Annotated in this window: 21 protein-coding genes; 11 read left to right on the top strand and 10 right to left on the bottom strand. The window is 75.2% G+C overall.

What is annotated here, in order from left to right:
- Positions 1 to 29: 29 nt before the first annotated feature.
- Positions 30 to 671: a hypothetical protein gene (locus tag ACFW1A_RS03905; RefSeq protein WP_380403628.1), complete on the bottom strand. Its 642-nt coding sequence runs from the start codon at positions 669 to 671 to the stop codon at positions 30 to 32.
- Between the two features lie 94 nt (positions 672 to 765).
- The gene (locus ACFW1A_RS03910) at positions 766 to 1,521 is read right to left on the bottom strand and encodes an SDR family oxidoreductase (protein WP_380403631.1); all 756 of its coding nucleotides are present in this window, start codon (positions 1,519 to 1,521) and stop codon (positions 766 to 768) included.
- A gap of 182 nt (positions 1,522 to 1,703) precedes the next feature.
- Here ACFW1A_RS03910 and ACFW1A_RS03915 point away from each other — a divergent pair, with 182 nt between their 5' ends.
- Positions 1,704 to 2,150 carry a protein-tyrosine phosphatase family protein gene (locus ACFW1A_RS03915; RefSeq protein WP_380403634.1) on the top strand — a complete coding sequence of 149 codons (447 nt, stop codon included), beginning with the start codon at positions 1,704 to 1,706 and terminating at the stop codon, positions 2,148 to 2,150.
- Positions 2,147 to 2,515 carry a hypothetical protein gene (locus tag ACFW1A_RS03920; RefSeq protein WP_380403635.1) on the top strand — a complete coding sequence of 123 codons (369 nt, stop codon included), beginning with the start codon at positions 2,147 to 2,149 and terminating at the stop codon, positions 2,513 to 2,515. Before ACFW1A_RS03915 ends, ACFW1A_RS03920 begins: the two co-directional genes overlap by 4 nt.
- A 46-nt stretch (positions 2,516 to 2,561) precedes the next feature.
- Here the strand turns inward: ACFW1A_RS03920 and ACFW1A_RS03925 are convergent, their stop codons facing one another.
- From ACFW1A_RS03925 to ACFW1A_RS03935, 3 genes are all read right to left on the bottom strand, one after another.
- Positions 2,562 to 3,209: an NADPH-dependent F420 reductase gene (locus tag ACFW1A_RS03925; RefSeq protein ID WP_380403638.1), complete on the bottom strand. Its 648-nt coding sequence runs from the start codon at positions 3,207 to 3,209 to the stop codon at positions 2,562 to 2,564.
- A gap of 100 nt (positions 3,210 to 3,309) precedes the next feature.
- A complete protein-coding gene (locus ACFW1A_RS03930) occupies positions 3,310 to 4,293 on the bottom strand; it encodes a CHAP domain-containing protein (RefSeq protein WP_380403640.1) in 984 nt (327 codons plus the stop codon).
- A 182-nt stretch (positions 4,294 to 4,475) separates the two neighbouring features.
- Positions 4,476 to 5,723 (bottom strand): peptidase S8, encoded by a 1,248-nt coding sequence (locus ACFW1A_RS03935; RefSeq protein WP_380403643.1) that lies wholly within the window; start codon positions 5,721 to 5,723, stop codon positions 4,476 to 4,478.
- 397 nt (positions 5,724 to 6,120) lie between these two features.
- Here ACFW1A_RS03935 and ACFW1A_RS03940 point away from each other — a divergent pair, with 397 nt between their 5' ends.
- The 4 genes from ACFW1A_RS03940 to ACFW1A_RS03955 all read left to right on the top strand — a co-directional run bounded on the left by ACFW1A_RS03940 (position 6,121) and on the right by ACFW1A_RS03955 (position 9,881).
- A complete protein-coding gene (locus tag ACFW1A_RS03940; protein ID WP_380403646.1) occupies positions 6,121 to 7,512 on the top strand; it encodes a helix-turn-helix domain-containing protein in 1,392 nt (463 codons plus the stop codon).
- 127 nt (positions 7,513 to 7,639) lie between these two features.
- Positions 7,640 to 8,029: an RNA-binding S4 domain-containing protein gene (locus ACFW1A_RS03945; protein ID WP_380403649.1), complete on the top strand. Its 390-nt coding sequence runs from the start codon at positions 7,640 to 7,642 to the stop codon at positions 8,027 to 8,029.
- A gap of 108 nt (positions 8,030 to 8,137) precedes the next feature.
- On the top strand, positions 8,138 to 9,472 hold the full coding sequence (locus ACFW1A_RS03950) for a DUF2252 domain-containing protein (RefSeq protein WP_380403652.1): 1,335 nt from the start codon (positions 8,138 to 8,140) through the stop codon (positions 9,470 to 9,472).
- 55 nt (positions 9,473 to 9,527) lie between these two features.
- Positions 9,528 to 9,881, top strand: a complete 354-nt coding sequence (locus ACFW1A_RS03955; RefSeq protein ID WP_380403654.1) for a DUF6204 family protein — start codon at positions 9,528 to 9,530, stop codon at positions 9,879 to 9,881.
- A gap of 63 nt (positions 9,882 to 9,944) precedes the next feature.
- Here ACFW1A_RS03955 and ACFW1A_RS03960 read toward each other — a convergent pair whose 3' ends face one another.
- Positions 9,945 to 10,616 carry a tetratricopeptide repeat protein gene (locus ACFW1A_RS03960; RefSeq protein WP_380403657.1) on the bottom strand — a complete coding sequence of 224 codons (672 nt, stop codon included), beginning with the start codon at positions 10,614 to 10,616 and terminating at the stop codon, positions 9,945 to 9,947.
- A gap of 208 nt (positions 10,617 to 10,824) precedes the next feature.
- On the opposite strand from ACFW1A_RS03960, the gene ACFW1A_RS03965 reads away from it, so the two are divergent.
- Positions 10,825 to 12,180, top strand: coding sequence for an erythromycin esterase family protein (locus ACFW1A_RS03965; RefSeq protein WP_380403660.1), 1,356 nt, complete (start codon positions 10,825 to 10,827; stop codon positions 12,178 to 12,180).
- A gap of 31 nt (positions 12,181 to 12,211) precedes the next feature.
- Here the strand turns inward: ACFW1A_RS03965 and ACFW1A_RS03970 are convergent, their stop codons facing one another.
- The 3 genes from ACFW1A_RS03970 to ACFW1A_RS03980 all read right to left on the bottom strand — a co-directional run bounded on the left by ACFW1A_RS03970 (position 12,212) and on the right by ACFW1A_RS03980 (position 14,901).
- Complete coding sequence (locus tag ACFW1A_RS03970; protein ID WP_380403663.1) at positions 12,212 to 12,652, bottom strand: hypothetical protein; 441 nt, start codon at positions 12,650 to 12,652, stop codon at positions 12,212 to 12,214.
- A gap of 70 nt (positions 12,653 to 12,722) precedes the next feature.
- A complete protein-coding gene (locus tag ACFW1A_RS03975; RefSeq protein WP_380403666.1) occupies positions 12,723 to 14,231 on the bottom strand; it encodes a glycerol-3-phosphate dehydrogenase/oxidase in 1,509 nt (502 codons plus the stop codon).
- 16 nt (positions 14,232 to 14,247) lie between these two features.
- Positions 14,248 to 14,901, bottom strand: a complete 654-nt coding sequence (locus ACFW1A_RS03980) for a TetR/AcrR family transcriptional regulator (protein ID WP_380403669.1) — start codon at positions 14,899 to 14,901, stop codon at positions 14,248 to 14,250.
- 56 nt (positions 14,902 to 14,957) lie between these two features.
- Between ACFW1A_RS03980 and ACFW1A_RS03985 the strand changes: the two genes are divergently transcribed.
- The 4 genes from ACFW1A_RS03985 to ACFW1A_RS04000 all read left to right on the top strand — a co-directional run bounded on the left by ACFW1A_RS03985 (position 14,958) and on the right by ACFW1A_RS04000 (position 19,594).
- Positions 14,958 to 16,565: an FAD-binding oxidoreductase gene (locus ACFW1A_RS03985; RefSeq protein WP_380403672.1), complete on the top strand. Its 1,608-nt coding sequence runs from the start codon at positions 14,958 to 14,960 to the stop codon at positions 16,563 to 16,565.
- Position 16,566: 1 nt separating this feature from the next.
- The gene (locus tag ACFW1A_RS03990; RefSeq protein ID WP_380403675.1) at positions 16,567 to 17,436 is read left to right on the top strand and encodes a diacylglycerol/lipid kinase family protein; all 870 of its coding nucleotides are present in this window, start codon (positions 16,567 to 16,569) and stop codon (positions 17,434 to 17,436) included.
- Positions 17,437 to 17,483: 47 nt separating this feature from the next.
- The gene (locus ACFW1A_RS03995) at positions 17,484 to 18,641 is read left to right on the top strand and encodes an alpha-hydroxy-acid oxidizing protein (protein WP_380403678.1); all 1,158 of its coding nucleotides are present in this window, start codon (positions 17,484 to 17,486) and stop codon (positions 18,639 to 18,641) included.
- Between the two features lie 290 nt (positions 18,642 to 18,931).
- The gene (locus ACFW1A_RS04000) at positions 18,932 to 19,594 is read left to right on the top strand and encodes an IMP cyclohydrolase (protein ID WP_380403730.1); all 663 of its coding nucleotides are present in this window, start codon (positions 18,932 to 18,934) and stop codon (positions 19,592 to 19,594) included.
- Here ACFW1A_RS04000 and ACFW1A_RS04005 read toward each other — a convergent pair.
- Positions 19,569 to 20,258, bottom strand: coding sequence for a VOC family protein (locus tag ACFW1A_RS04005; RefSeq protein ID WP_380403680.1), 690 nt, complete (start codon positions 20,256 to 20,258; stop codon positions 19,569 to 19,571). The two genes, ACFW1A_RS04000 and ACFW1A_RS04005, sit on opposite strands and share 26 nt — an antisense overlap.

The following is a 20,258-nucleotide window of genomic DNA, read 5'->3' on the forward strand; positions in this document are numbered from 1 at the left end:
TACCCCGCCGGGCCCGGCGCGGGGGCGCGCTACCGGGGGTCCGGCCGGTCCACGTTCCAGTGGCGGACCACCTGGCAGATCCAGGCGTCCTCAACACCGACCGGGATCAGCGAGAAGCGGCTGATGGTGCGCTGACCGCCCTCGGCGTCGCCGTAGAGCAGGTCGATGTTCACCCGGACGCGGTTCTTCACCGGGTCCAGCAGGGCCTGGAAGTCCGGGTCCAGCGGGTCGCGCAGCGCCGCGTGCCAGAACCCGGTGTCGCCCGGTGCCACGTAGAGGTCGCGGGCCTGGCGGCGGAAGTCGGCCGGGTCGGCGTGCCGGGTCTGCCCGTAGCTCTCGGCGTCCGCGATCCGCCAGCCGTGGATCACCCCGAGCCCCGGTCCGATGTTGCGCAGCGAGGCGGCCAGGTAGAGGTTCTCGTCCGTCACCCGCAGGTAGCCGGCGCTGCCCGTGAGCCGGCAGGCGTGCCCGTCCATCCAGATCAGCTTCTGGCTCGGCGCCTCCAGCGTGGAGGCGACCAGCAGCGGGCGCAGCGAGGCCAGCACCGCGCGCTCGGCCGAGAGGGCGGCCCGGTCGGCCGAGCGGATCGAGGCGAACGAGGCCCCGGCCAGCACCAGGGTGCCGCCCGCCGTGGCCAGGGCGGAGACGGTGGACCAGTCCCAGCTAGCCATGGGCGCGGTCGCCTTCCGATCGGATGGTCGTATTGCTCAGCACGGTGGGCAGCCTAGAGGACCCGGGCTGCCCACCGGCACGGGTGTTCACGGATCAGAACATCGCCCCGTTGGCGCGCACCGTCTGGCCGGAGACCCAACCGGCCTCGGCGCCGACCAGCCAGCCGACCACCGGCGCGATGTCCCCGGGCAGCCCGAGCCGGCCGCGCGGGCTGTGCTGGGTGGCGGCCGCGATCGACTCCGGAGTCTCCGCGTGCCGGTAGAAGTCGGTGTCCACCGGGCCGGGCGCCACCGCGTTCACCGTGATGCCGCGCGCGCCCAGCTCCTTGGCCGCAGCCAGCACCATCCGCTCCACCGCGGCCTTGCTGCCCGAGTACAGGCCGTAGGGGCCGGTCATCACCGAGGTCAGCGTGGTGGAGAGGATCACGTACCGGCCGTTGTCGGCCAGCGAGCGGGCGGCCGCGCGCAGGGTGAGGAAGGCGCTGCGGGTGTTGGCGCCGATCATCGCGTCGAAGTCCTCGTCGGTGGTCTCCGCGAGGGTCTTCTTCAGCACCATGCCCGGGGTGTGCACCACGATGTCCACTCGGCCGTGGCGGGCCAGCACGCCCTCGAACAGGGCCGTCACGTCGGCGGAGTCGCCCGCGTCGGAGCGCACCGCCTCGGCGGTGCCGCCGTGCTTGCGCAGGGCGGCCACGGTCTCCTCCGCCGCCTCGGCGCTGCCCGCGTAGCTGATCACCACGGTGGCGCCGCGGGCGGCGAGGTTCTCGGCGATGGCGGCGCCCTGGTTGCGGCTGCCGCCGACCACCAGCGCGATCCTGTCGGTCAGGTCGCGGACCTGCTGCTCGGACATGGTGCCCCCCTGGATACCCGATCTGATGATCTGACGGTGGATCATATCCAGCTGGCCCGAGATGCGGAGGCGCCACAATGACCCGCGATGCCGTCCACCGACCCGACCCGACCCGAGCAGCCGGTGCGCGGTCCCCGCTGGTCGGGTTCACCGGTCGTGGGGCGCCAGCATAGGCTCGCCCGGTGACGTCGTCCGTACCCACCTGGAACCCCGGCGCCCCCGGCGTCCTGGCGCTGCCCTCGGGGCGGCTGGTCCGCGGCCGGGGGCTGAGCCGGCCGCTGCCGGACGGACCGCTGCCGCAGTTCGGGGTGTACCTGCTGGGGCGTCAGCCGGCGCCGGTGGCCTGGGAGTCCCGGTGGCTGCGCTGGCCCGACTTCCGGCTCCCGGCCGACCCGGCCGCGCTCGCCGAAACCCTGCGCGAGGTGCTGGAGCGGGCCGGCACGGAGCGGATCGAGTTCGCCTGCGCCGGCGGGCAGGGCCGCACCGGCACCGCGCTGGCCTGCCTGGCCGTGCTGGACGGCGTGCCGGGCGCCGCGGCGGTCGGCTACGTCCGCGCGCACTACCGCCCGCACGCCGTCGAGACGCCCGGCCAGCGCAGGTTCGTCGCCCGGTTCGGGACCAACGGGTGATCCGCCGGACCAAGCGGGCCCGGCGTCTGCTGGTCGGCGAGCTGACCTACCTGTGGACGGTCCGCCACCAGCACCGGGTGGACCCCGGCCCGCGCTACCGCGACTGCACCGAGGTCCTCGTGCTGCGCCGGTACCGCGCTCCCGGCCGGCTGCTGGTCCGCTTCCGTGGCGGCCCGGGCCGCGCGGTCGCCGACGGCTACCTCCCCTCGGGCGCCGTGGGCACCGCGGACCACTGGCTCAACCTGCACGAGCCCGGCACCGCCCGCGGGCTGCTCGACCTGGCCCTGGCCCGCGGCTGGCGGCCGGAGCAGCCGCGGGAGCTGGAGCTGGACGGCTGGGACCTGATGGCGCAGCTGCCCCGGTAGGTCCGGGGGCCGGCCCGGCGGCGCGGGACGCGACCGGGCCGGTGGGTCAGGGGGTGACCACGGCGAAGTTGAAGTCCGGCCGGCCGAGGACGCCGTAGAGGCGGACCCAGAGCGAGACCGCCTGCTCGGTGTCCCGGGCGCTGCTGAGGTCGCCCAGGTCGAGGATCTGCTCCGCGGTCCAGCCGAACTCCCGGAGCAGGGCGGCCACCACGGCCTTGGCCTCGGCGTCGTCACCGCCGAGGAAGACGGTGTGGTGCCCGGGGACCAGGCCGGGCCGGACCATCACCTCGTTGTTCATGGTGTTGAGCGTCTTGACCACCCGGGCCCGCGGGAAGGCCCGCTGGATCTGCTCGGCCAGGCTCAGCCCGTCCACCTGGACGACCTTGGGCGGGAAGCCGCCGGAGAAGTCGAGCGGATTGGCCACGTCGACCAGGACCTTGCCGCTCAGGTTCTCCTCGCCGGCGGCGGTCAGCGCCGCCAGCGAGACCAGGCCGCCGGTGGCGTTCACCACCAGCTCGGAGTCGGCCGCCGCCCGGGCGAAGGTGCCGTGCGCACCGCCGGTCCCGGCGGCCCAGTCGGCGGCGGCCGCGTTCTGCGCCGTGCGCGACCCGAGGGTCACCTGGTGCCCGAGCTCGACGAGCCGGCCGGCGATGCGGCGGCCGACCTCACCGGTACCCAGAACCGCGATCTTCATCTGTGGCTGTTCTCCTTGTGCGTGGAACGGGCGGTGCTCCCCGGAGCACCGCCCGCCGCCCGTTCATTCCCCCGCGGCCGGAAGATCGGCCGAACGGGTGTCAGCCGCAGTGGCTCCACGGGCTGGTCCAGCTGACGCCCTGGTAGCTGCCGCCCCACATCACGCAGGCGGCCGCCGCGGGCAGCGTGACCGGCCCCGCGTAGTAGGTGAAGTTGCCCGGGTTGTTGGCACTTCCACCGCCCTGGACGGCGAGCGTGGCGTTCAGCGCGACCTGGGTGGTCGGGTTGGTCACCAGGGTGGTCACGCAGTTCTTGCCGGTGGCGGAGTTGTAGAGCAGGTAGATCTGCGCCCCGCCGAGGTTGTGCGAGTCGACCACGCCGAAGCCGCTGCCGCAGACCTGGGTCGGGGTGTACGGGTTGCTGCCGGCCGCCACCGGGGTGGTGTAGCCCACGATGTAGTAGCCGTCGGCCGTGTCGACCGTGCTGGGCTCGCTGCCCACCGCCGTCTGGCCGGCCGGCAGGGTCACCGACACGACCGAGGAGCTGACCGCCCAGGCGGCCTGGGTGGTGGTGGTCGGGTCGCCGTTCCAGTCGCCGTTGGCGGTGGTGACCGAGCCGTCGGCGTTCACCGCGGTGACGATGCCGACGTGGTGGATCAGGGAGTCCTTGGTGGACCCGTACTCGACCGCGTCGCCGACCTGCGGGACGTAGGAGGTCGCGGTGTGCTGGGTGCCGTTGCGCTGCCCGTAGGTCTGGAAGCTGTCGGCCCCGGCGTTCAGGCCGACGGTGGAGAAGCCGCTGTTGGCCCAGACCCACATGGCGAAGTCCGCGCACCAGTACTCGGGGCCGCCGGAGCCGCCGGTGCAGCTGGTCTCGAACTGGGTGCCGCCGAGCGAGTTGTGGGTCGGGGTGTTGGCACAGGTCCCGGCGGTCTTGCCGACGTTGGCGGCGGCCAGCGCGGCGGCCGCGCTGCCCGTGGGCGTGGTGGCCGAGGCCGTCGCCGGGCTCGCGGCGCCCAGCAGCGCTGCCGTCAGGACCACGGCGGCCCATCCGGGTATCCGGCGGAGGATGCGACTGAGGTGCACGGTTCTCCTCGTACGAGAGGTGGACTGGTACGTACTCCGTCGGATTCTGCCGCCCTCCGCTGTCGTCCCGGTCGCCCCTGTGGACGGGGGAACTGACGCACCGTCCGGGGCGGGCCGGGCGCGGGCACGCGGACGGGGCCCGGCACCGGGTGCCGGGCCCCGTCGCGCGGAGCCGTCGGGCGTCAGCCCGTGAAGGCCGCCAGGCCGTTCGGGGTGCCGAGGCCGGTCGGACCGTCGTAGCCCGCACCCGCCGTGCACAGGTAGGAGGGCGAGCAGCCGGCGGTGGCGCCGGTGGTCACGTCGTTCAGCGAGCTCCGGTGGGCGTAGGCGTCGGCGGCCGGGACCGCCGCGCTCGGGGTGCCCGCGTCCGCGTAGACGCCCGCGATCAGCGGGGCGGCCACGCTGGTGCCGCCGTAGACCGCCCAGCCGGAGGCGCCGTAGGTCTGGTAGACCGCGACACCGGTGGCCGGGTCGGCGACCGCCGACACGTCCGCGACCGTGCGCCGGGCGCAGCCGCTGTCGGTCTGCCAGCTCGGCTTGGCGTCGTAGCCCGAGCAGCCGGAGCCGGCGCCCTCGGTCGAGCTGGTGGACCAGACCGACTCGCTCCAGCCGCGCGCGCTGGAGTCCCGCTTGAGCGCGGTACCGCCCACCGCCGTCACGTACTTGGAGGCGGCCGGGTACTCGACGCCGTAGCCCGAGTCGCCGGAGGAGACCGTGATGGCCACGCCGGGGTGGTTGAAGTAGCTGCTGTCGTAGCTGGTGTCCGCCGAGGACTCGCCGCCGCCGTAGCTGTTGGAGACGAACTTGGCGCCGAGCTTGACGGCCTCGTTGACCGCGGTGCCCAGGTTGGTCATGCTCGCGGTCTTGGCCTCGACCAGGATGATGTGCGCGTTGGGCGCGATCGCCGAGACCATGTCCAGGTCCAGCGAGATCTCGCCGGCCCAGCCGGAGTTGTTGGCGGGCAGGCTGCTGGTGCTGCCGGTCTGGCTGACCTTCTTGAAGCAGCCGTTGGCGGTGGTGCAGGCCGGCAGGCCGTACTGGGAGCGGTAGACGGCCAGGTCCGACTCCGCGTTGGGGTCGTTGTAGGCGTCCACGATGGCCACCGTCTGGCCCGCGCCGCCCGCCGGCAGGTTGTAGGCGCTGCGCAGGTCGGCGGGCCCGAAGCCGGCGGGGGTCGCGTTGGGGGTGACGCCCAGGGCGTTGACGTGCTGGACGGCGTTGGTGACCTGCAACGCGTGGCAGGCCATGGTGTCGCCCTTGGCCAGCGTCGCGCAGGAGCGCACCCAGGAGGTGCCGCCCTTGCTGTGGACGGTGCTGGGCGCGGCACCGGCCGGGGCGGCCGCGGCGATGCCGGACAGCGCCAGGGCCGCGGTGCCGGTGAGCGCGAGGGAGATCCGGCGGATCCGGGCGGTGGTGGGGGAGCTGAACAACGAACTGCCTCCTGGGGTCGGTGAACCGGGAGTGCACAGGGGGCCCGCGGGCACGATGGCGCCCGGGACCGGTGGGGGAGTGAGCTGCCCGAATCCCCGTTCGGTCGGGCGGCCCGCGACGAGGCTAGCCAGGCATGCGCAGGTCAACAAGGGTTGGAACAAAATTCAACATTCGGTTTACCGGGCGCCACCGGGAGGTGATCGCCCGTTACGTCGCGAATGGTCCGTACGTAACAGCACTGTGTCCACCTCACGGTCGCGGGCGCCAAACCTGGCCGAGTACCATCACAGCGCCGGACTGACTTGCCATCAGTAGGCATCATCAGGAACGCGCGTTCGGACGACAGACCCGGCCGCCCCGTAGCAGCGGCGGCACGGGCAGAGCCCAGGAGACTCGTTGGCCCGCAAACCACGTCCCATCGACCCCACCGAAGGGCCGCTGCAGGCCTTCGCGCACGAGCTGCGGAACGTACGCGAACAGGCCGGGAACCCCACCTACAGGGCGCTCGCGGTGACCGCCGGATTCAGCGCCAGCACCCTCAGCGACGCGGCCGGCGGTATGCGGCAGCCGACGCTGGAGGTCACTTTGGCCTACGTCGGAGCCTGCGGGGGTGATGTGGCGCTCTGGGAGGAGCGGTGGCAGGAGCTCAACGCAGTGCTCAACGACTTCCCGCGACAGCGATCGGCGGAGGACGAGGCTCCGGAAGCTGAAACGGAGTCATCCGATCCGCAATCGGCGCCGCCACCCCCCGCGACCGGCGCTGCGACCGGGGCACCCTCCGCCCCGGCGACCGCCGACGGCCGCTCCGCCGACCTCGACACCCTGGAGGCCGACCCCGACTTGGCCGACGAGGCCCTGGTCCGGCGACGCCGCCGCCCCACGGTCGGCGTGCTGGTGGCCGCCGCGGCCGCCGCGCTGGCGCTGGTGGCCGGCCTGATCGCCACCACCCAGTCCGGCCACGGCAAGACCGTCGCCGACCCCAGCCCGTCGGCCTCCGCCGCACCCGACTGCGGGGTGGACGCCTCGATAGCCCCGGCCGACAACGCCAAGACCAAGTTCTTCGCCACCACCTACGGCGCCGGCGCCCACGTCCACCCCAGCGCCAGCCTCAACTCCAGCATCCTGCGCACCGTTCCGGCCGGCTGCCAGCTGCACTTCTCCGGCTACTGCCTGGGCGACGTGGTCAACGACAGCTTCGGCGGCGCACCGGACATGCGGTGGTTCCAGCTCTCCACCGGCGGCCTGGTCGCCTCGGCCATCGTGCACGGCAACCCGCCCAAGGACCTGCCGGCCAGCTCCTGTCCGGGCGAGGCGCCACTGCCGAGCGGGGTCACCCTCGCCTTCCGCGCCACCGCGTCCGACGCGGGCTCGGTGGAACTGGAGGCCACCGGTACCCACCTGGCCCTGGTCGGCTTCGCGGCCTACTTCACCAGCCCGCTGGCCTCTCCCCCGGCCGGCGCGAGCGCCTCGCCCACCAGCACCGGGCCGACCTGGCACCACCTCGACCTGGTGGAGCTCAAGGACAGCCAGTTCAGCTCCGTCTGGCGGGTCGCGCCGATCCGGGCCGCCCAACCGGGCACCCCGATCACGGTGGTGGCCGTGGCCTGCCTGGGCGGCGGCGGACCCACCGACGTGGCGGACGCCCGGCTGCTGCCGGCCGACCTGCCGCCGACCGATCCCACCGCCAAGCCGACCCTCCCCCAGGCGGCGACCCTGCCCCCGGCACAGTTGCAGGCCGCCACCGTGTCCGCCTGCAACTACCCCGGGGTCAACGTTCCCCGGACCTGATGGCACGTCATTGACTGGACACCGAACCGATGCTGACGTGACATCGGGCGCCGCCCGGCGGGTGCCCCGGGCAGCGTCACCCACGGCGCCGGACCGGTCCGGCGCGGGGCGCGGGTAGAGTCGGGGCATGGCTGTAGACGAAGGTTCCGCGACCGGCTCCGCCCGGGTCGACGCCTGGATCTGGGCGGTGCGGCTCGCCAAGACCCGCTCGGTGGCCGCCGCCGCCTGCCGGGCCGGGCACGTCCGGGTGAACGGCGAGCGGGCGAAGCCCGCCCAGACGCTGCGGCTGGGCGACGAGGTGCGGGTGCGGCAGGAGAACTGGGACCGGGTGGTGATCGTCTCCCGGCTGATCAGCAAGCGGGTCGGCGCCACCGTCGCGGCCGAGTGCTTCGTGGACAAGAGCCTGCCCCGCCCCACCGCCGACCAGGCGGGCACCTTCGCCGTCCGCGACCGCGGCGCCGGCCGGCCCACCAAGCGGGACCGGCGGGCGATGGACCAGTTGTTCGGGAACCACTGACCGTCCGGGACGCGCCGCGCCGGTCGCCCGTCCGGGTGGCTGCGGGTGCGGGCCGGTGCGGCCGTGCCCAGAATGGCGCCCAGGTTCTCGATCACTGGGAGGCGCAGCGTGACCACACCGGCGGAGCGGGTCAAGCAGGGGCGGGCCGCCCGCCAGCGGGTGGGACGACGGGCACAGGGGCAGTGGCAGCCCGCCGCCGACCGGCCGGATCCGATCACCGTGCTGATCGAGCAGGCCGCGGACCGGGTGCAGGAGCTGCTGCCCATCCGCTACGGCCGGATGGCCCGCACCCCCTTCACCTTCCTGCGCGGGGCCGCCGCCGTGCTCGCCGCCGACCTGGCGAACGGGCCCGACAGCGGCCTGACCGTCCAGCTCTGCGGTGACGCCCACCTGTCCAACTTCGGGGTGTACGCCTCCCCGGAGCGCTCGCTGCTGTTCGACCTGAACGACTTCGACGAGACCCACCCCGGCCCGTTCGAGTGGGACGTCAAGCGGCTGGCCGCCAGCGTGGCGGTGGCCGCCCGGGGCAACGGCGACCCGGACGAGAAGGCCCGCGCCGCCGCCCTGGCCGCCGCCGAGGCCTACCGCCTGCACCTGCGCCGGCTCGCCGGGATGGGCGAACTCGACGTTTGGTACGAGCGGTTGGACGCCGACGCCCTGCTGCCGCTGGTCACCGGCAAGCGGCAGCGCCGGGTGGAGAAGACCCTGGAGCACGCCCGGCGCCGGACCAGCCTGCAGGCGCTGGAGAAGCTCACCGAACCGCGCGACGGCCACCCCCGGATCGTGGCCGACCCGCCGCTGGTGGAGCCGGTTCCGGTCACCGACTACCGGGCGATCGGCAAGGTCTTCAGCCAGTACCGGTCCAGCCTGCCGGACGACCGCAAGGTGCTGCTGGACCGCTACCAGCTCACCGACGCGGCCCGCAAGGTGGTCGGGGTGGGCAGCGTCGGCACCCGCTGCTTCATCGTGCTGCTGCAGGGCCGGGACCTGGACGACCCGCTCTTCCTGCAGATCAAGGAGGCCCAGCCGTCGGTGCTGGCCCGGTACGCGAAGGGCCCGGTGGCACAGCACCAGGGGCACCGGGTGGTGGCCGGGCAGCGCCTGCTGCAGGCGGCCAGCGACATCTTCCTCGGCTGGACCACCGGCCCGGCCGGCCGGCACTTCTACGGTCGGCAACTGCGCGACATGAAGGGCTCCGCCGAGGTGGAACGGATGACCACGGGCGGGCTGCGCGAGTACGCCGCCCTGTGCGGGACGGCGCTGGCCCGGGCGCACGCGCGCTCCGGGGACCGGATCGCCATCGCCGGGTACCTGGGCGGCAGCGACACCTTCGACCAGGCGATCGCGGAGTTCGCGATGCGCTACGCCGACCAGACCGAGGCGGACCACGCGGAGCTGCTGCGGGCGATCGAGGCCGGGGTGCTGGAGGCGCAGGACGTGTGACCGGGCACGGGAAATCCGGTGGTCGGGGCCGCGCCGCCCCGGTTAGGGTCGCGGCATGACCGACCGTACGTTCCGCATCATGGTCCGTGGCGTCTTCGAGCAGCTCACCGAGGAGCAGCGGGCCGAGCTGCTCGCCGAGGCGCCCGACCACGACGTGCTCTTCGCCCGCTTCACCCCCGAGGGACACCTCAGCTACGACCTGCGGGCCCGCGCCGACTTCACCTTCCGGTTCCAGGAGTCCGGCGCCGCGGACGAGGACCTGCTGCCCGCCACCGCGCGGGCCGAGGCGGCGGCGATGGAGTGGCTGGAGCAGCGCGGCTACGGCTACAAGAACCTGCGCTCCTCGGCCGAGGACCTGTCCAAGGCCGCCCTCGGCAAGCGGCAGCGGCGCGACCGCGCGGCGGGCTGACCGGGCGGGTGCCGACCGGCGGGCGGCCGACGGGTACGCCGACGGCGCACTGCGCGGGCCCTGCTACTGACCGCCCGCCAGTTCCGCCCGGGTCTGCTCGACCCACCCCAGCACGCCCTTGGCGTCCACCGCTGCGGCCTCGGTCGCGGCCTCGGCCAGCAGCTGCTCGGCCTGCGCCGGCCGCCCCGCCCGGGCCTCCAGGTAGGCGAGCGCGGCCTTGCCCGCCGCCGCGCCGGCCGTGAACCCGATCTCCTCCCGCAGCCGGATCGACTCCCGCTGCAGCGCGGCCGCGGTGTCGGCGTCGCCGGCGTCGTACGCCGCGAACCCCAGGTGGCGGACGGCGTAGCTGAGCGTCAGGCGGTCCCCCGTGCGGTGCGCCAGCTCGCGGGCCCGCTCCAGCAGCGGCAGCGCCGCCCCGCCCTCGCCCTGCACCACCTGGTGGTAGCAGCCGGCCCAGAACAGCGCCTCCCCCTCGCCCCGTTCGTCGCCGAGGGCGCGGTACAGCGCCACCGCCCGCTCGAACAGCCGCAGTTCCTCGGGGTCCGCGACCCGGTCGGCCAGGAAGCGGGCGTGCACCACCTTGCCCCGCAGCACCGCGAGCCGGGCCTCCACCTGGTCCAACGCCCGGTCGGCGCCGACCAGTTCACCGGGCTCCCCGCCGAACACGGCATCGTGGTAGCACGCGTCGGCGCGCCCCAACAGGTCCTCGGGGGCGTCCGTCTGATCAGCAGTCATGCCGCCCACGGTAGCCGCGGACGGCGCACCCGCAACCGGGTTTCCGTCCGGCAGTTGATGGACCGGTTCCGCGCCCGCACCCTCCGCCACCAGGAGCCGACGGTCGACGTGCTCGCCGCGGCCGCGCCCCTGCCGCGCACGCCCTGACCCGCTGCAACCGATCGCCCGGGCCGGCGCGTCCACGCAGCGAGTGGGAGGGAGCCCCGGCATGACCCGGAACGGATGCGGCGAACCACGCAGCCGGCGTGCGCTGCTGGCCTCGGGAGTGGCCGTCACCGCCGCGTTGCTGATCCCGGCCACCGCCGCCCAGGGCGCCCCGGCCGCGGTGGACCCCGGGCACGCGCTGCGGCCGGGCACCCACCCGCTGCGCTCGACCGAGCCCGGCACGGACCCGGCCGACCTGCACCCGCTGGGGGCGATGATCGGCGACGCGACGGTGGTGGGACTGGGCGAGGCCGCCCACGGCTCGCACGAGTTCCTCGCGGTGAAGGACCGGATCTTCCGCTGGCTGGTCGCGCAGAAGGGGTTCACCACCTTCGCCCTGGGGGTGGGGTGGCCCGCCGGGGTGCGGATCGACGAGTACCTGCAGCACGGCGGCGGCGACGTGCGGCAGTTGGTGGCCGAGACGCTGGCCGGATCGCCCTGGGACCGCGAGGAGCTCGTGACCCTGCTGCGCTGGATGCGGGACTACAACGTCCACCACCCGGCGCGCCCGCTGCACTTCGTCGGGGACGACGTCGGCTTCCCCGGGATCGGGGACGCCTTCTTCCGGCGGATCACCGACTACCTGCGGCGCGCCCGGCCCGAGCTGTCGGCCCGGGTGGCGGCCCTGTACGCGGGCCTGCGCCCGCTGGACGACGCCTTCGCCCTGCTCGGCCGACCGCTCGCCGAACGGCAGCGGCTGGCGGCCGACGCGCAGCAGGCCGCGAACCTGATCGCCGGCCGGCCCGGCCCGGACGGGCCCGCGGCCGCGCTCGCGGCGCAGCACGCGCGGTCCGTCGCGCAGACCGCCGGCTACCTCGCCTTCGATTTCGGCGACCCGGCCGGGCGGGCGGCCGCGAACCGGTTCCGCGACCGGGCGATGGCGCAGAACGTCCTGTGGTGGCAGCGGCACAGCGGCGGCAAGGTGCTGCTCTCCGCGCACGACGGGCACGTCGGGTACCTCGGCGACCTGCCCGGCCTGTACCCCGGGAGCCAGGGCTCCTTCCTGCGCGACGCGCTGGGGGCGGCCTACCTGCCCGTCGGGTGCACCTTCGGCCAGGGGTCCTTCCTGGCCAGGGACACCGCCGGCGACAACCCCGCACCGCCCTGGCAGCCGTACACCGTCGGCCCGCCCGGCCCCGGCAGCAACGAGCACACCCTGGAACAGGTCCGCCGCCAGGACTTCTACCTGGACCTGCGCACCGTGGCCCCCGTCGCCCGCGCCTGGCTCTCCAGCGCCCGCCCGACCCGCAGCATAGGCACCGACTACCCCTGCCCCGAGGTGTCGAAGGCCCTCGGGCACTCCTTCGACGTCCTGATCCACCTGCACCGCGTCCGGGCCGCCCAACCACGCTCGACCTGACGGCCCCGGGCCACCGGCCCCGCCCCCGCGGTCAGCCCGCGCCGTAGAGGTGGACGTTGACCCCGGGGTCGTGCTCCAGGACGAAGTCCACCACCTGCCAGAACGCCGGGAGCAGCGGGTGCGCCAGGCCGTCCGCCCGGGTGAGCTTGCGGCCGAACAGCGGGCTGTCCGGGTAGAGGGTGCCGCCGTCCACCAGGGTGGCGGCCGGCGCGTCCTGGCCGGGGACGGGTCCCACCCGGCAGGTGAACGTGGTGTGGTCGGTCCAGGTGTCGGGGGTGGTGCCCCAGGTGCCGAGGACCACGTCGATCCAGGCGTCGTGCTCCTGGTCCCGGTGGTGGTAGCAGTTCGCGTAGTACAGCGCGAACGGGGTGCCGTCGGCGAGGACATGGCACCAGGAGCGGTCGATCGGGGCCTGGCAGCACTCGCAGTCGAAGGTGCGGGTCTGCCGGTCGGGGCCGAGGGTGAGGTTCACGGTCCACATCCTCGCCGACCCGCGGACGGGCGGGTCCGGCGGGGTTGCCGGGCCGGGCCGCCGGGGGGCGTCAGGCGGAGAGGGCCTCCTGGGCCGCCTGCTCCGCGGCGGTCCGGGCGGTGCCGGCGAGGCCGATGCGGGTGCGGCGGTCGAGCAGGTCGGCGGTGCTGAGGGCGCCCTCGTGGGTGGCGGCGAAGCGGAGTTCGGCGAGGGTGGTGTCCAGGCCCGGGGCGACGGGGGTGGCGGGGCCGGCGGCCAGCACGGCCGGGGCCTCGGTGCCGTAGCGGCGGACCAGGTGCAGCGGTGCCGGGACGGCGGAGAGGGCCGCCGGGGCGGCGGCGCCGACCAGCGGCAGGCGGCGGGTGCGGCAGGGGGCGGCGGGCAGCGGGGTGCGGGCCAGCGCGGCGTCCAGCGCGTCCTCGGCCATCCTGCGGTAGGTGGTCAGCTTGCCGCCGACCACGGTGACCACGCCGCTGGGGTCGGTGAGCACCGCGTGCTTGCGCGAGACGTCGGCGGTGCGCCCCGTCCCGTCGTCCAGCAGCGGCCGCAGCCCCGCGAAGGTGCCCAGCAGGTCCGCGGGCGAGAGCGGCACCCGCAGGGCCGAGTTGATGGTGCCGAGCAGGAAGTCGACCTCGGCGGCGGACGGTGCGGGCACGTCGGGGATCGGCCCGGGCGCCGCCTCGTCCGTCAGCCCCACGTACACCCGCCCCTCGGGCGCGGGCAGCGCGAAGACGAAGCGGTTGGTCTCCCCCGGTACCGGCACGGTCAGCCCCGCGTTCAGCCCGCCGAACGCGGACTGCGGGAACACCAGGTGCGTCCCCCGGCTCGGCCGCAGCGTGATCCCGGGCACCACCTCCCCGGCCCAGACCCCGGCCGCGTTGATCACGATCCGCGCCCGCACCCGCACGCCCTCGCCGCCGACCCGGTCCCGCAGCAGCGCCCCCTCCCCGGAGACCTCCACCGCCTCGCACTGCGTCAGCACCTTGGCGCCCAGCCCCGCGGCGGTCCGCGCCAGCGCCACCACCAGCCGCGCGTCGTCCGTCAGCTGCCCGTCCCAGAAGGCGAGTCCGCCGCGCAGCCCGGCGGCGGCCACGGTCGGCGCGTAGCGCAGCACCTCGGCCGCACCGAGCCGTCGCGAGCGCGGCAGCACCGAGCCCGGCGTCCCGGCGGAGATCCGCAGCGCGTCCCCGGCCAGGAATCCGACCCGCACCAGCGCCGCGCCCGCGAACCCCGTCCCGGGCAGCAGCGGCACGATCTGCGGCAGCGCCCGGACCAGGTGCGGTGCGGTGCGCCGGATCAGGATGTCCCGCTCCACCGCGCTCTCCCGCGCGATCCCGACCGCGCCGGAGGCCAGGTACCGCAGGCCGCCGTGCACCAGCTTGGAGCTCCACCGGCTGGTCCCGAACGCCAGGTCGTGCTTCTCGGCGAGCACCACCGACAGCCCGCGCGCGGCCGCGTCCAGCGCGACGCCCGCGCCGGTGACCCCGCCCCCGACCACCAGCACGTCCACCGGCTCGCGGGCCTCGGCGAGTTCGGCGAGTTCACGGGTGCGCCGGGCGGCGTTCAGGGCAGTGCTCATCGGGCGGTTCCTCGGGTCAGGGGGCCAGGTATCGGTCGAGCAGCAGGCGCAGCTCCTCGTCCAGCCGGTCGAGCTGCGCGCCGCTGCCGTCCGGCGAGTCGGTGAACACCGGACCGGTGAGGGTGAACGACCACACCGTCAGCAGCACCGAGCGGGCCAGCAGCGCCGGATCGCCGGCCCGCACCGAGCCCTCGGCCATCGCCAGCCGCACGGCCTGCTCCAGCAGCTCCAGCTGGTGGTTGGTGTTGGTGCCGCGCCGGGTCAGCAGGTAGGGCGTGAGGAACTCCGGGTCCAGCTCGACGATCCGGCGCAGCAGCGGGTGCACCCGGATCCCCCGGGCCAGCCGCACCACGCCGTCCACCAGACCGGCGCGCCCGAGCGGCGAGCCGTCCTCGGGCATCGCGTCCAGCGCGAGAGTGGTCCACTCCCGCTTGGTGAGCTCGCCGAGCACCTCGTGCACCCCGCGCCAGCGGCGGTACAGGGTGGCCCGGGAGACCCCGGCCTGGCGGGCCAGGTCGGCCATGGTGATCCGCTGCAGGCCGACGGTGAGCAGCAGTTGGTATGCCGCGTCGAGGATCCGCTGCTCCGGAATGGCATTGGCGGACCGCGGCGCCGACCCGGTCAGGCCGGACCCGCTACCGTCTTCGTTGTTGATTCGCTGCGACACCACATGTACAAGTGTATCAGCGAGGCCCACCCGCAGCCCAGTACCACCCCGAGGACCCCATGACCGAGGCAGACCTCCCCCGCACCGACTTCCACCCCTACCGCTGGGGCGACCCGGCCCACCGCACCACGCTGCCCGCCGCCGCCACCGAGACCCTCGCGGCCTTCGGCGTCCGCACCCCCGAGCAGCCCCCGGCCGAGCTCGCCGCGATCCCGCTGGCCGAGCCCGCCGTCGACCTGGCCGCCCTGGCCGAGGTGGTCGGCGCCGCGCACGTGAGCGCCGACCACGACACCCGGCTGGCCCACACCCGCGGCTGGTCCACCCCCGACCTGCTCCGCCTGCGGGCCGGCGACGCCTCCGACGCGCCCGACGCCGTGGTGCTGCCCGGCTCGCACCAGGAGGTGGTGGACCTGCTCGCCCGCTGCGAGCAGCTGAACTACGCGGTGGTCCCGTTCGCGGGCGGCACCTCGGTGGTCGGCGGCCTGGCCCCCGAGCGGGCCGGCTTCGCGGGCGTGGTGGCCCTGGACCTCAAGCGGCTGGACGCCGTGCTCGCGGTGGACGAGGTCTCCCGCACCGCCACCCTGCAGGCCGGCCTGCGCGGCGTGGAGGCCGAGCGGCAGCTGCGCGAGAAGGGCCTGACGCTCGGCCACTTCCCGCAGTCCTACGAGGGCGCGAGCATCGGCGGCTACGCGGCGGCCCGCTCGGCCGGCCAGTCCTCGGCCGGCTACGGCCGGTTCGACGACATGGTGGTGGGCCTGGTGCTGGCCACCCCGCGCGGCACCCTGACCAGCGGCACCGCCCCGAAGTCGGCGGCCGGCCCGGACCTGCGCCAGCTGGTGCTCGGCTCGGAGGGCGCGCTGGGCGTGATCACCTCGGTGACCGTCCGGGTCCGCCCGCTGCCGGCCGAGCGGGTCTTCGAGGGCTGGCGCTTCCCGGACTTCGCCACCGGCGCCGCGGCGCTGCGCCGGCTGGCCCAGGACGGCCCGATGCCCACCGTGCTCCGCCTGTCCGACGAGGCCGAGACCTCGGTCAACCTGGCCGACCCGGCCGCGATGTTCGGCGGCGGCCCGGGCGGCTGCATGGCCGTCACCGGCTACGAGGGCACGGCCGCCGAGGTGGCCGCCCGCCGGGCCGCCGTGACCGAGGTGCTCACCGCCGCGGGCGGGCAGGCGCTGGGCACCGAGCCCGGCGAGGCCTGGCGCACCGGCCGGTTCAGGGCCCCGTACCTGCGCGACCCGCTGCTGGACGCCGGGGTGCTGATCGAGACGCTGGAGACGGTGACCTTCTGGTCCAACCTGTCCGCGCTGCGCACCGCCGTGACCGAAGCGCTCAGCACCGCGCTGACCGCCCAGGGCACCCCGCCGCTGGTGCTCTGCCACATCTCGCACGTGTACGAGACCGGCGCCTCGCTCTACTTCACCGTCGCCTGTGCGCAGACCGAGGACCCGGTGGGCCAGTGGCAGCAGGCCAAGCAGGCCGCCAACGCGGCGATCCGGGCGGCCGGCGCGGCGATCACCCACCACCACGGGGTGGGCACCGACCACCGCGCGACCTACGCCGAGGAGGTCGGCCCGCTGGCGATCGAGGCGCTGAGCGCCGTCAAGGCGGTGCTGGACCCGGCGGGGATCCTCAACCCGGGCGTGCTGCTGCCACGTGCGGAGGGCTGAGGTGCGCGCCTTCACCGCGATCGTCAACCCGATCTCCGGCGGCGGGCGGGCCCCGGCCCGCTGGGAGCCGATCGCCGACCTGCTGCGGCGGGCCGGCGCGCCCGTCCGCACCGAGCTGACCCGCGGCCGCGAGCACGCCGTCGAGTGCGCCGCCGCGGCGGCGGAGCGCGGTGACGTGGTGGTCGCGGTCGGCGGCGACGGCCTGGTGCGCGACGCCGCGGCCGGCGCGGTGCGTGCGGGCGGCGCCTTCTCGGTGGTCCCGGCCGGCCGCGGCAACGACCTGGCCCGGCTGCTCGGCTTCCCGTCCGACGCCGCGTCACTGGCCCGGCTGCTGCTGGACGGGACCACCCGCGCGCTGGACGTGCTGGAGGTCAACGGGGTGATCGCCCCGGGCAACGTCTACATCGGCATCGACTCGGTGGCCACCCAGCTGATCAACGCCGGGCGCGGCCTGCCCGCCCTGCTGCTCTACCGGCTCGCGCCGGTGCGGGCGATCCTGGGCTGGCGCGCGGCCGGCTACACGCTGACCGTGGACGGCGAGCGCAGCGAGGTCCGCGCGCACACCGTGGTGGTGGCCAACTCCGGGGCGTACGGGCACGGGCTGCGGATCGTGCCGCCGGCGGTGCCGGACGACGGCCTGCTGGACGTGATGGTGGTCGGCGACGGCCCGCGCTCGCAGATCGTCTCCTTCATGCAGGAGGTCAAGCGCGGCACCCACGTGCGCCGGCCCGAGGTCGCCCTGCACACCGCCCGCGAGGTGGTGGTGGACGCCGACCGCCCGGTCCCGGTCTGCGCGGACGGCGACGAGATCGCCACCCTGCCGGCCCGGATCAGACTGCTGCCGGGGGCGTTGACGATGATCGCCCCGTAGGCACAGGGTGGGACCTCCCAGCAGAGCAGCAGGAGAGGGCGGTCCGCATGCGCTTCGGCGACTACCAGAACGAGATCTACCTGAGCGGCCTCGGCGGGGTGCTGCCCGCCCTGCCGATGGCCTACGCCGAACTCGCCGCCCGGGCCGAGTCCGCGCTGCCGCCCGCCATCTGGTCGTACGTGGCGGGCGGCGCCGGGGACGAGGCCACCCAGCGGGCCAACGAGGCCGCCTTCCAGCGCTGGGGCCTCTACCCGCGGATGCTGGTCGGGGCGAGCGAGCGCGACCTGTCGGTGGACCTGTTCGGGCAGCGCCTCGCCTCGCCGCTCTTCCTGGCCCCGGTCGGGGTGATCGGCCTCTGCGCCCAGGACGGGCACGGCGACCTGGCCACCGCCCGGGCCGCGGCGCGCACCGGCGTGCCGATGGTGGCCTCCACCCTGAGCGTGGACCCGCTGGAGCGGGTGGCCGACGAGTTCGGGGAGACCCCGGGCTTCTTCCAGCTGTACACGCCCACCGACCGGGAGCTGGCGGCGAGCCTGGTGCACCGGGCCGAGGCGGCGGGCTTCAAGGGCATCGTGGTCACCCTGGACACCTGGATCACCGGCTGGCGCCCGCGCGACCTGGCCACCGGCAACTTCCCCCAGCTGCGCGGGCACTGCCTGGCCAACTACTTCTCCGACCCGGTCTTCCGGGCCCGCCTGAAGCAGACCCCGGAGGAGAACCCGGGGGCTGCCGTGCTGGAGTGGGTCGGGCTCTTCGGCAACCCGCTGACCTGGTCCGACCTGCCGTGGCTGCGCTCGCTGACCCGGCTGCCGCTGATCCTCAAGGGGCTCTGCCACCCCGAGGACGTGCGCCGGGCCCGGGACGCGGGCGTGGACGGCGTCTACTGCTCCAACCACGGCGGGCGCCAGGCGAACGGCGGGCTGCCGGCGCTGGACGCGCTGCCCGGGGTGGTCGAGGCGGCCGAGGGGCTGCCGGTGCTCTTCGACTCCGGGGTGCGCAGCGGGGCCGACGCGGTCAAGGCGCTGGCGCTCGGGGCCACCGCGGTGGGGGTCGGGCGGCCGTACGCCTACGGGCTGGCGCTGGGCGGGGCCGACGGGATCGTCCACGTGCTGCGCAGCCTGCTCGCCGAGGCCGACCTGATCATGGCGGTGGACGGCTACCCGTCGCTGGCCGACCTGACCCCCGACGCGCTGGTGCGCCTCTGAGCGGACCCCGCCGACCGGTCGAGCGGTGGAGCGGCCGAGTGGTGGAGCGGCCGAGTGGTGGAGCGGTGGAGCGGCCGAGATCGTTGCTGACAAACCGTCAACTCATATTCCTACCAGCAGTGTTGGACTTTTCCCCGGGCTGCCGCCGAGAATGCCTCGCGGTCCCGGGGCCACCCCCACGGTCCCGGGGCCGTCCACGCCCCCTACGGTATGGGCACGATCACCACGCCCGGCGCACCCCGCCGGGCCGAGCCGATGGGGGCCACACCGCAGTGCAAGCCTTGACCAGCGTGCTGACCGGAAACCCGTACCCGGGGCGGGGCGTCCTGTGGTGCCGCTCCACCCAGGGGGCGCCGCTGGGCGCCTACTTCCTGACCGGCCGCTCGCCCGCCTCCCGGGCCCGCACGCTGGGCGTGGACCCGGCGGGCGACCTGCTGGTGGCCCCCAGCGCGGCCGGGGCGCACGACCACCTGCGCCACTACGTCGCCGCGCGGCGGGTCGGCGACCGGCTGGTCTACGGAAACGGCGAGCAAGTCGCCACCGTGGCGGACCGGTTGGCCGACGGACTGGCGGCCCCGCTGGCCCTGGACGAGCTGGACTACGAGCCCGACCCGCCGATCCACACCCCGCGCCTGACCGTGGTCGCCGACTTCGCGCCGGGCACCCGCACCTGGTACGGCGCCGCCCGGCACAGCGCCGGCGCCCGGCCCGACACCGACCGACTGCTGCTCAGCGTCGGCGCGTTGGCACCGGGCGAGGGCGTGCTGCTGACCACCTACCGTTCGGACGGCGAGCAGGTGGCCACCGGCGCCCCGTTCACCGAGCTGCGGATCGGGGCGGGTTCGGCGGCCGAGCTGCTCGACGAGCTGTGGGCGGCGCTGCCCGGGCACCTGCGGGTCGGCGCCGCGGTCTTCCCGTCCACCGACCTCACGGCCGCGCTGGTCCGCCAGTAACCGGACCGCGGTCGGCCGGGCCGCCGCTGACCGGGCCGCCGGTGACCGGGCCGATCTGGTACTCGTTCCCCTCCGGGTCGAGCGCCTCACCGCCCCCGCCGGCACCCCCGTCGGCGGCGGTGAGCTGGAACCGCCAGCGGGCCGGACCCGGCCTCGGGGTGACCGGCGGGCCCATCACCAGGGTCGGTCCGGCCGCACCGGGAGCCCGCAACCGCACCACGTGGGCGGTGAGTTCGACCACCTGCCACCCGGTCGCCGCCGCCCAGAACGCACCCTGCCGGGCCGGGTCGGCGGCATCCTGGCAGAGCTGGGCGAGCGGACCGTCGGTGTCCGGGACGGGCAGCACGCAGAACTCGTTGCCCTCCGGATCCGCCAGCACCTGCCACGGCACCGCGCCCTGGCCGATGTCGATCCGGGTGGCCCCGAGCGCGAGCAACCGGGCCACCCGGTCCGCCGGGTCCGCGCCGCCGGCCAGGTCCAGGTGCACCCGGTTCTTGCCGCGCTTGGGCCCGGCCGCGCGGGTGAACCGCAGCCCGACCCCGCCCGGCCCGGCCGGGCGCAGCACCCCGTCCGCGTCCGGCCGCCACCCCAGCGCCGCCGCCCAGAACGCGGCCAGCCGGGCCTCGTCGTCGGCGGCGACCAGCACTGCATCGAAACTCGTCAT

This window comes from Kitasatospora sp. NPDC058965, from assembly GCF_042741245.1.
Lineage (GTDB): Bacteria > Actinomycetota > Actinomycetes > Streptomycetales > Streptomycetaceae > Kitasatospora.

Coding starts and splice junctions, on each gene's coding strand:
- ACFW1A_RS03905 (WP_380403628.1), bottom strand. CDS start 671: ATGGCTAGCTGGGACTGGTCCACCGTCTCCGCCCTGGCCACGGCGGGC.
- ACFW1A_RS03910 (WP_380403631.1), bottom strand. CDS start 1,521: ATGTCCGAGCAGCAGGTCCGCGACCTGACCGACAGGATCGCGCTGGTG.
- ACFW1A_RS03925 (WP_380403638.1), bottom strand. CDS start 3,209: ATGAAGATCGCGGTTCTGGGTACCGGTGAGGTCGGCCGCCGCATCGCC.
- ACFW1A_RS03945 (WP_380403649.1), top strand. CDS start 7,640: ATGGCTGTAGACGAAGGTTCCGCGACCGGCTCCGCCCGGGTCGACGCC.
- ACFW1A_RS03955 (WP_380403654.1), top strand. CDS start 9,528: ATGACCGACCGTACGTTCCGCATCATGGTCCGTGGCGTCTTCGAGCAG.
- ACFW1A_RS03960 (WP_380403657.1), bottom strand. CDS start 10,616: ATGACTGCTGATCAGACGGACGCCCCCGAGGACCTGTTGGGGCGCGCC.
- ACFW1A_RS03965 (WP_380403660.1), top strand. CDS start 10,825: ATGACCCGGAACGGATGCGGCGAACCACGCAGCCGGCGTGCGCTGCTG.
- ACFW1A_RS03975 (WP_380403666.1), bottom strand. CDS start 14,231: ATGAGCACTGCCCTGAACGCCGCCCGGCGCACCCGTGAACTCGCCGAA.
- ACFW1A_RS03985 (WP_380403672.1), top strand. CDS start 14,958: ATGACCGAGGCAGACCTCCCCCGCACCGACTTCCACCCCTACCGCTGG.
- ACFW1A_RS03995 (WP_380403678.1), top strand. CDS start 17,484: ATGCGCTTCGGCGACTACCAGAACGAGATCTACCTGAGCGGCCTCGGC.
- ACFW1A_RS04005 (WP_380403680.1), bottom strand. CDS start 20,258: ATGACGAGTTTCGATGCAGTGCTGGTCGCCGCCGACGACGAGGCCCGG.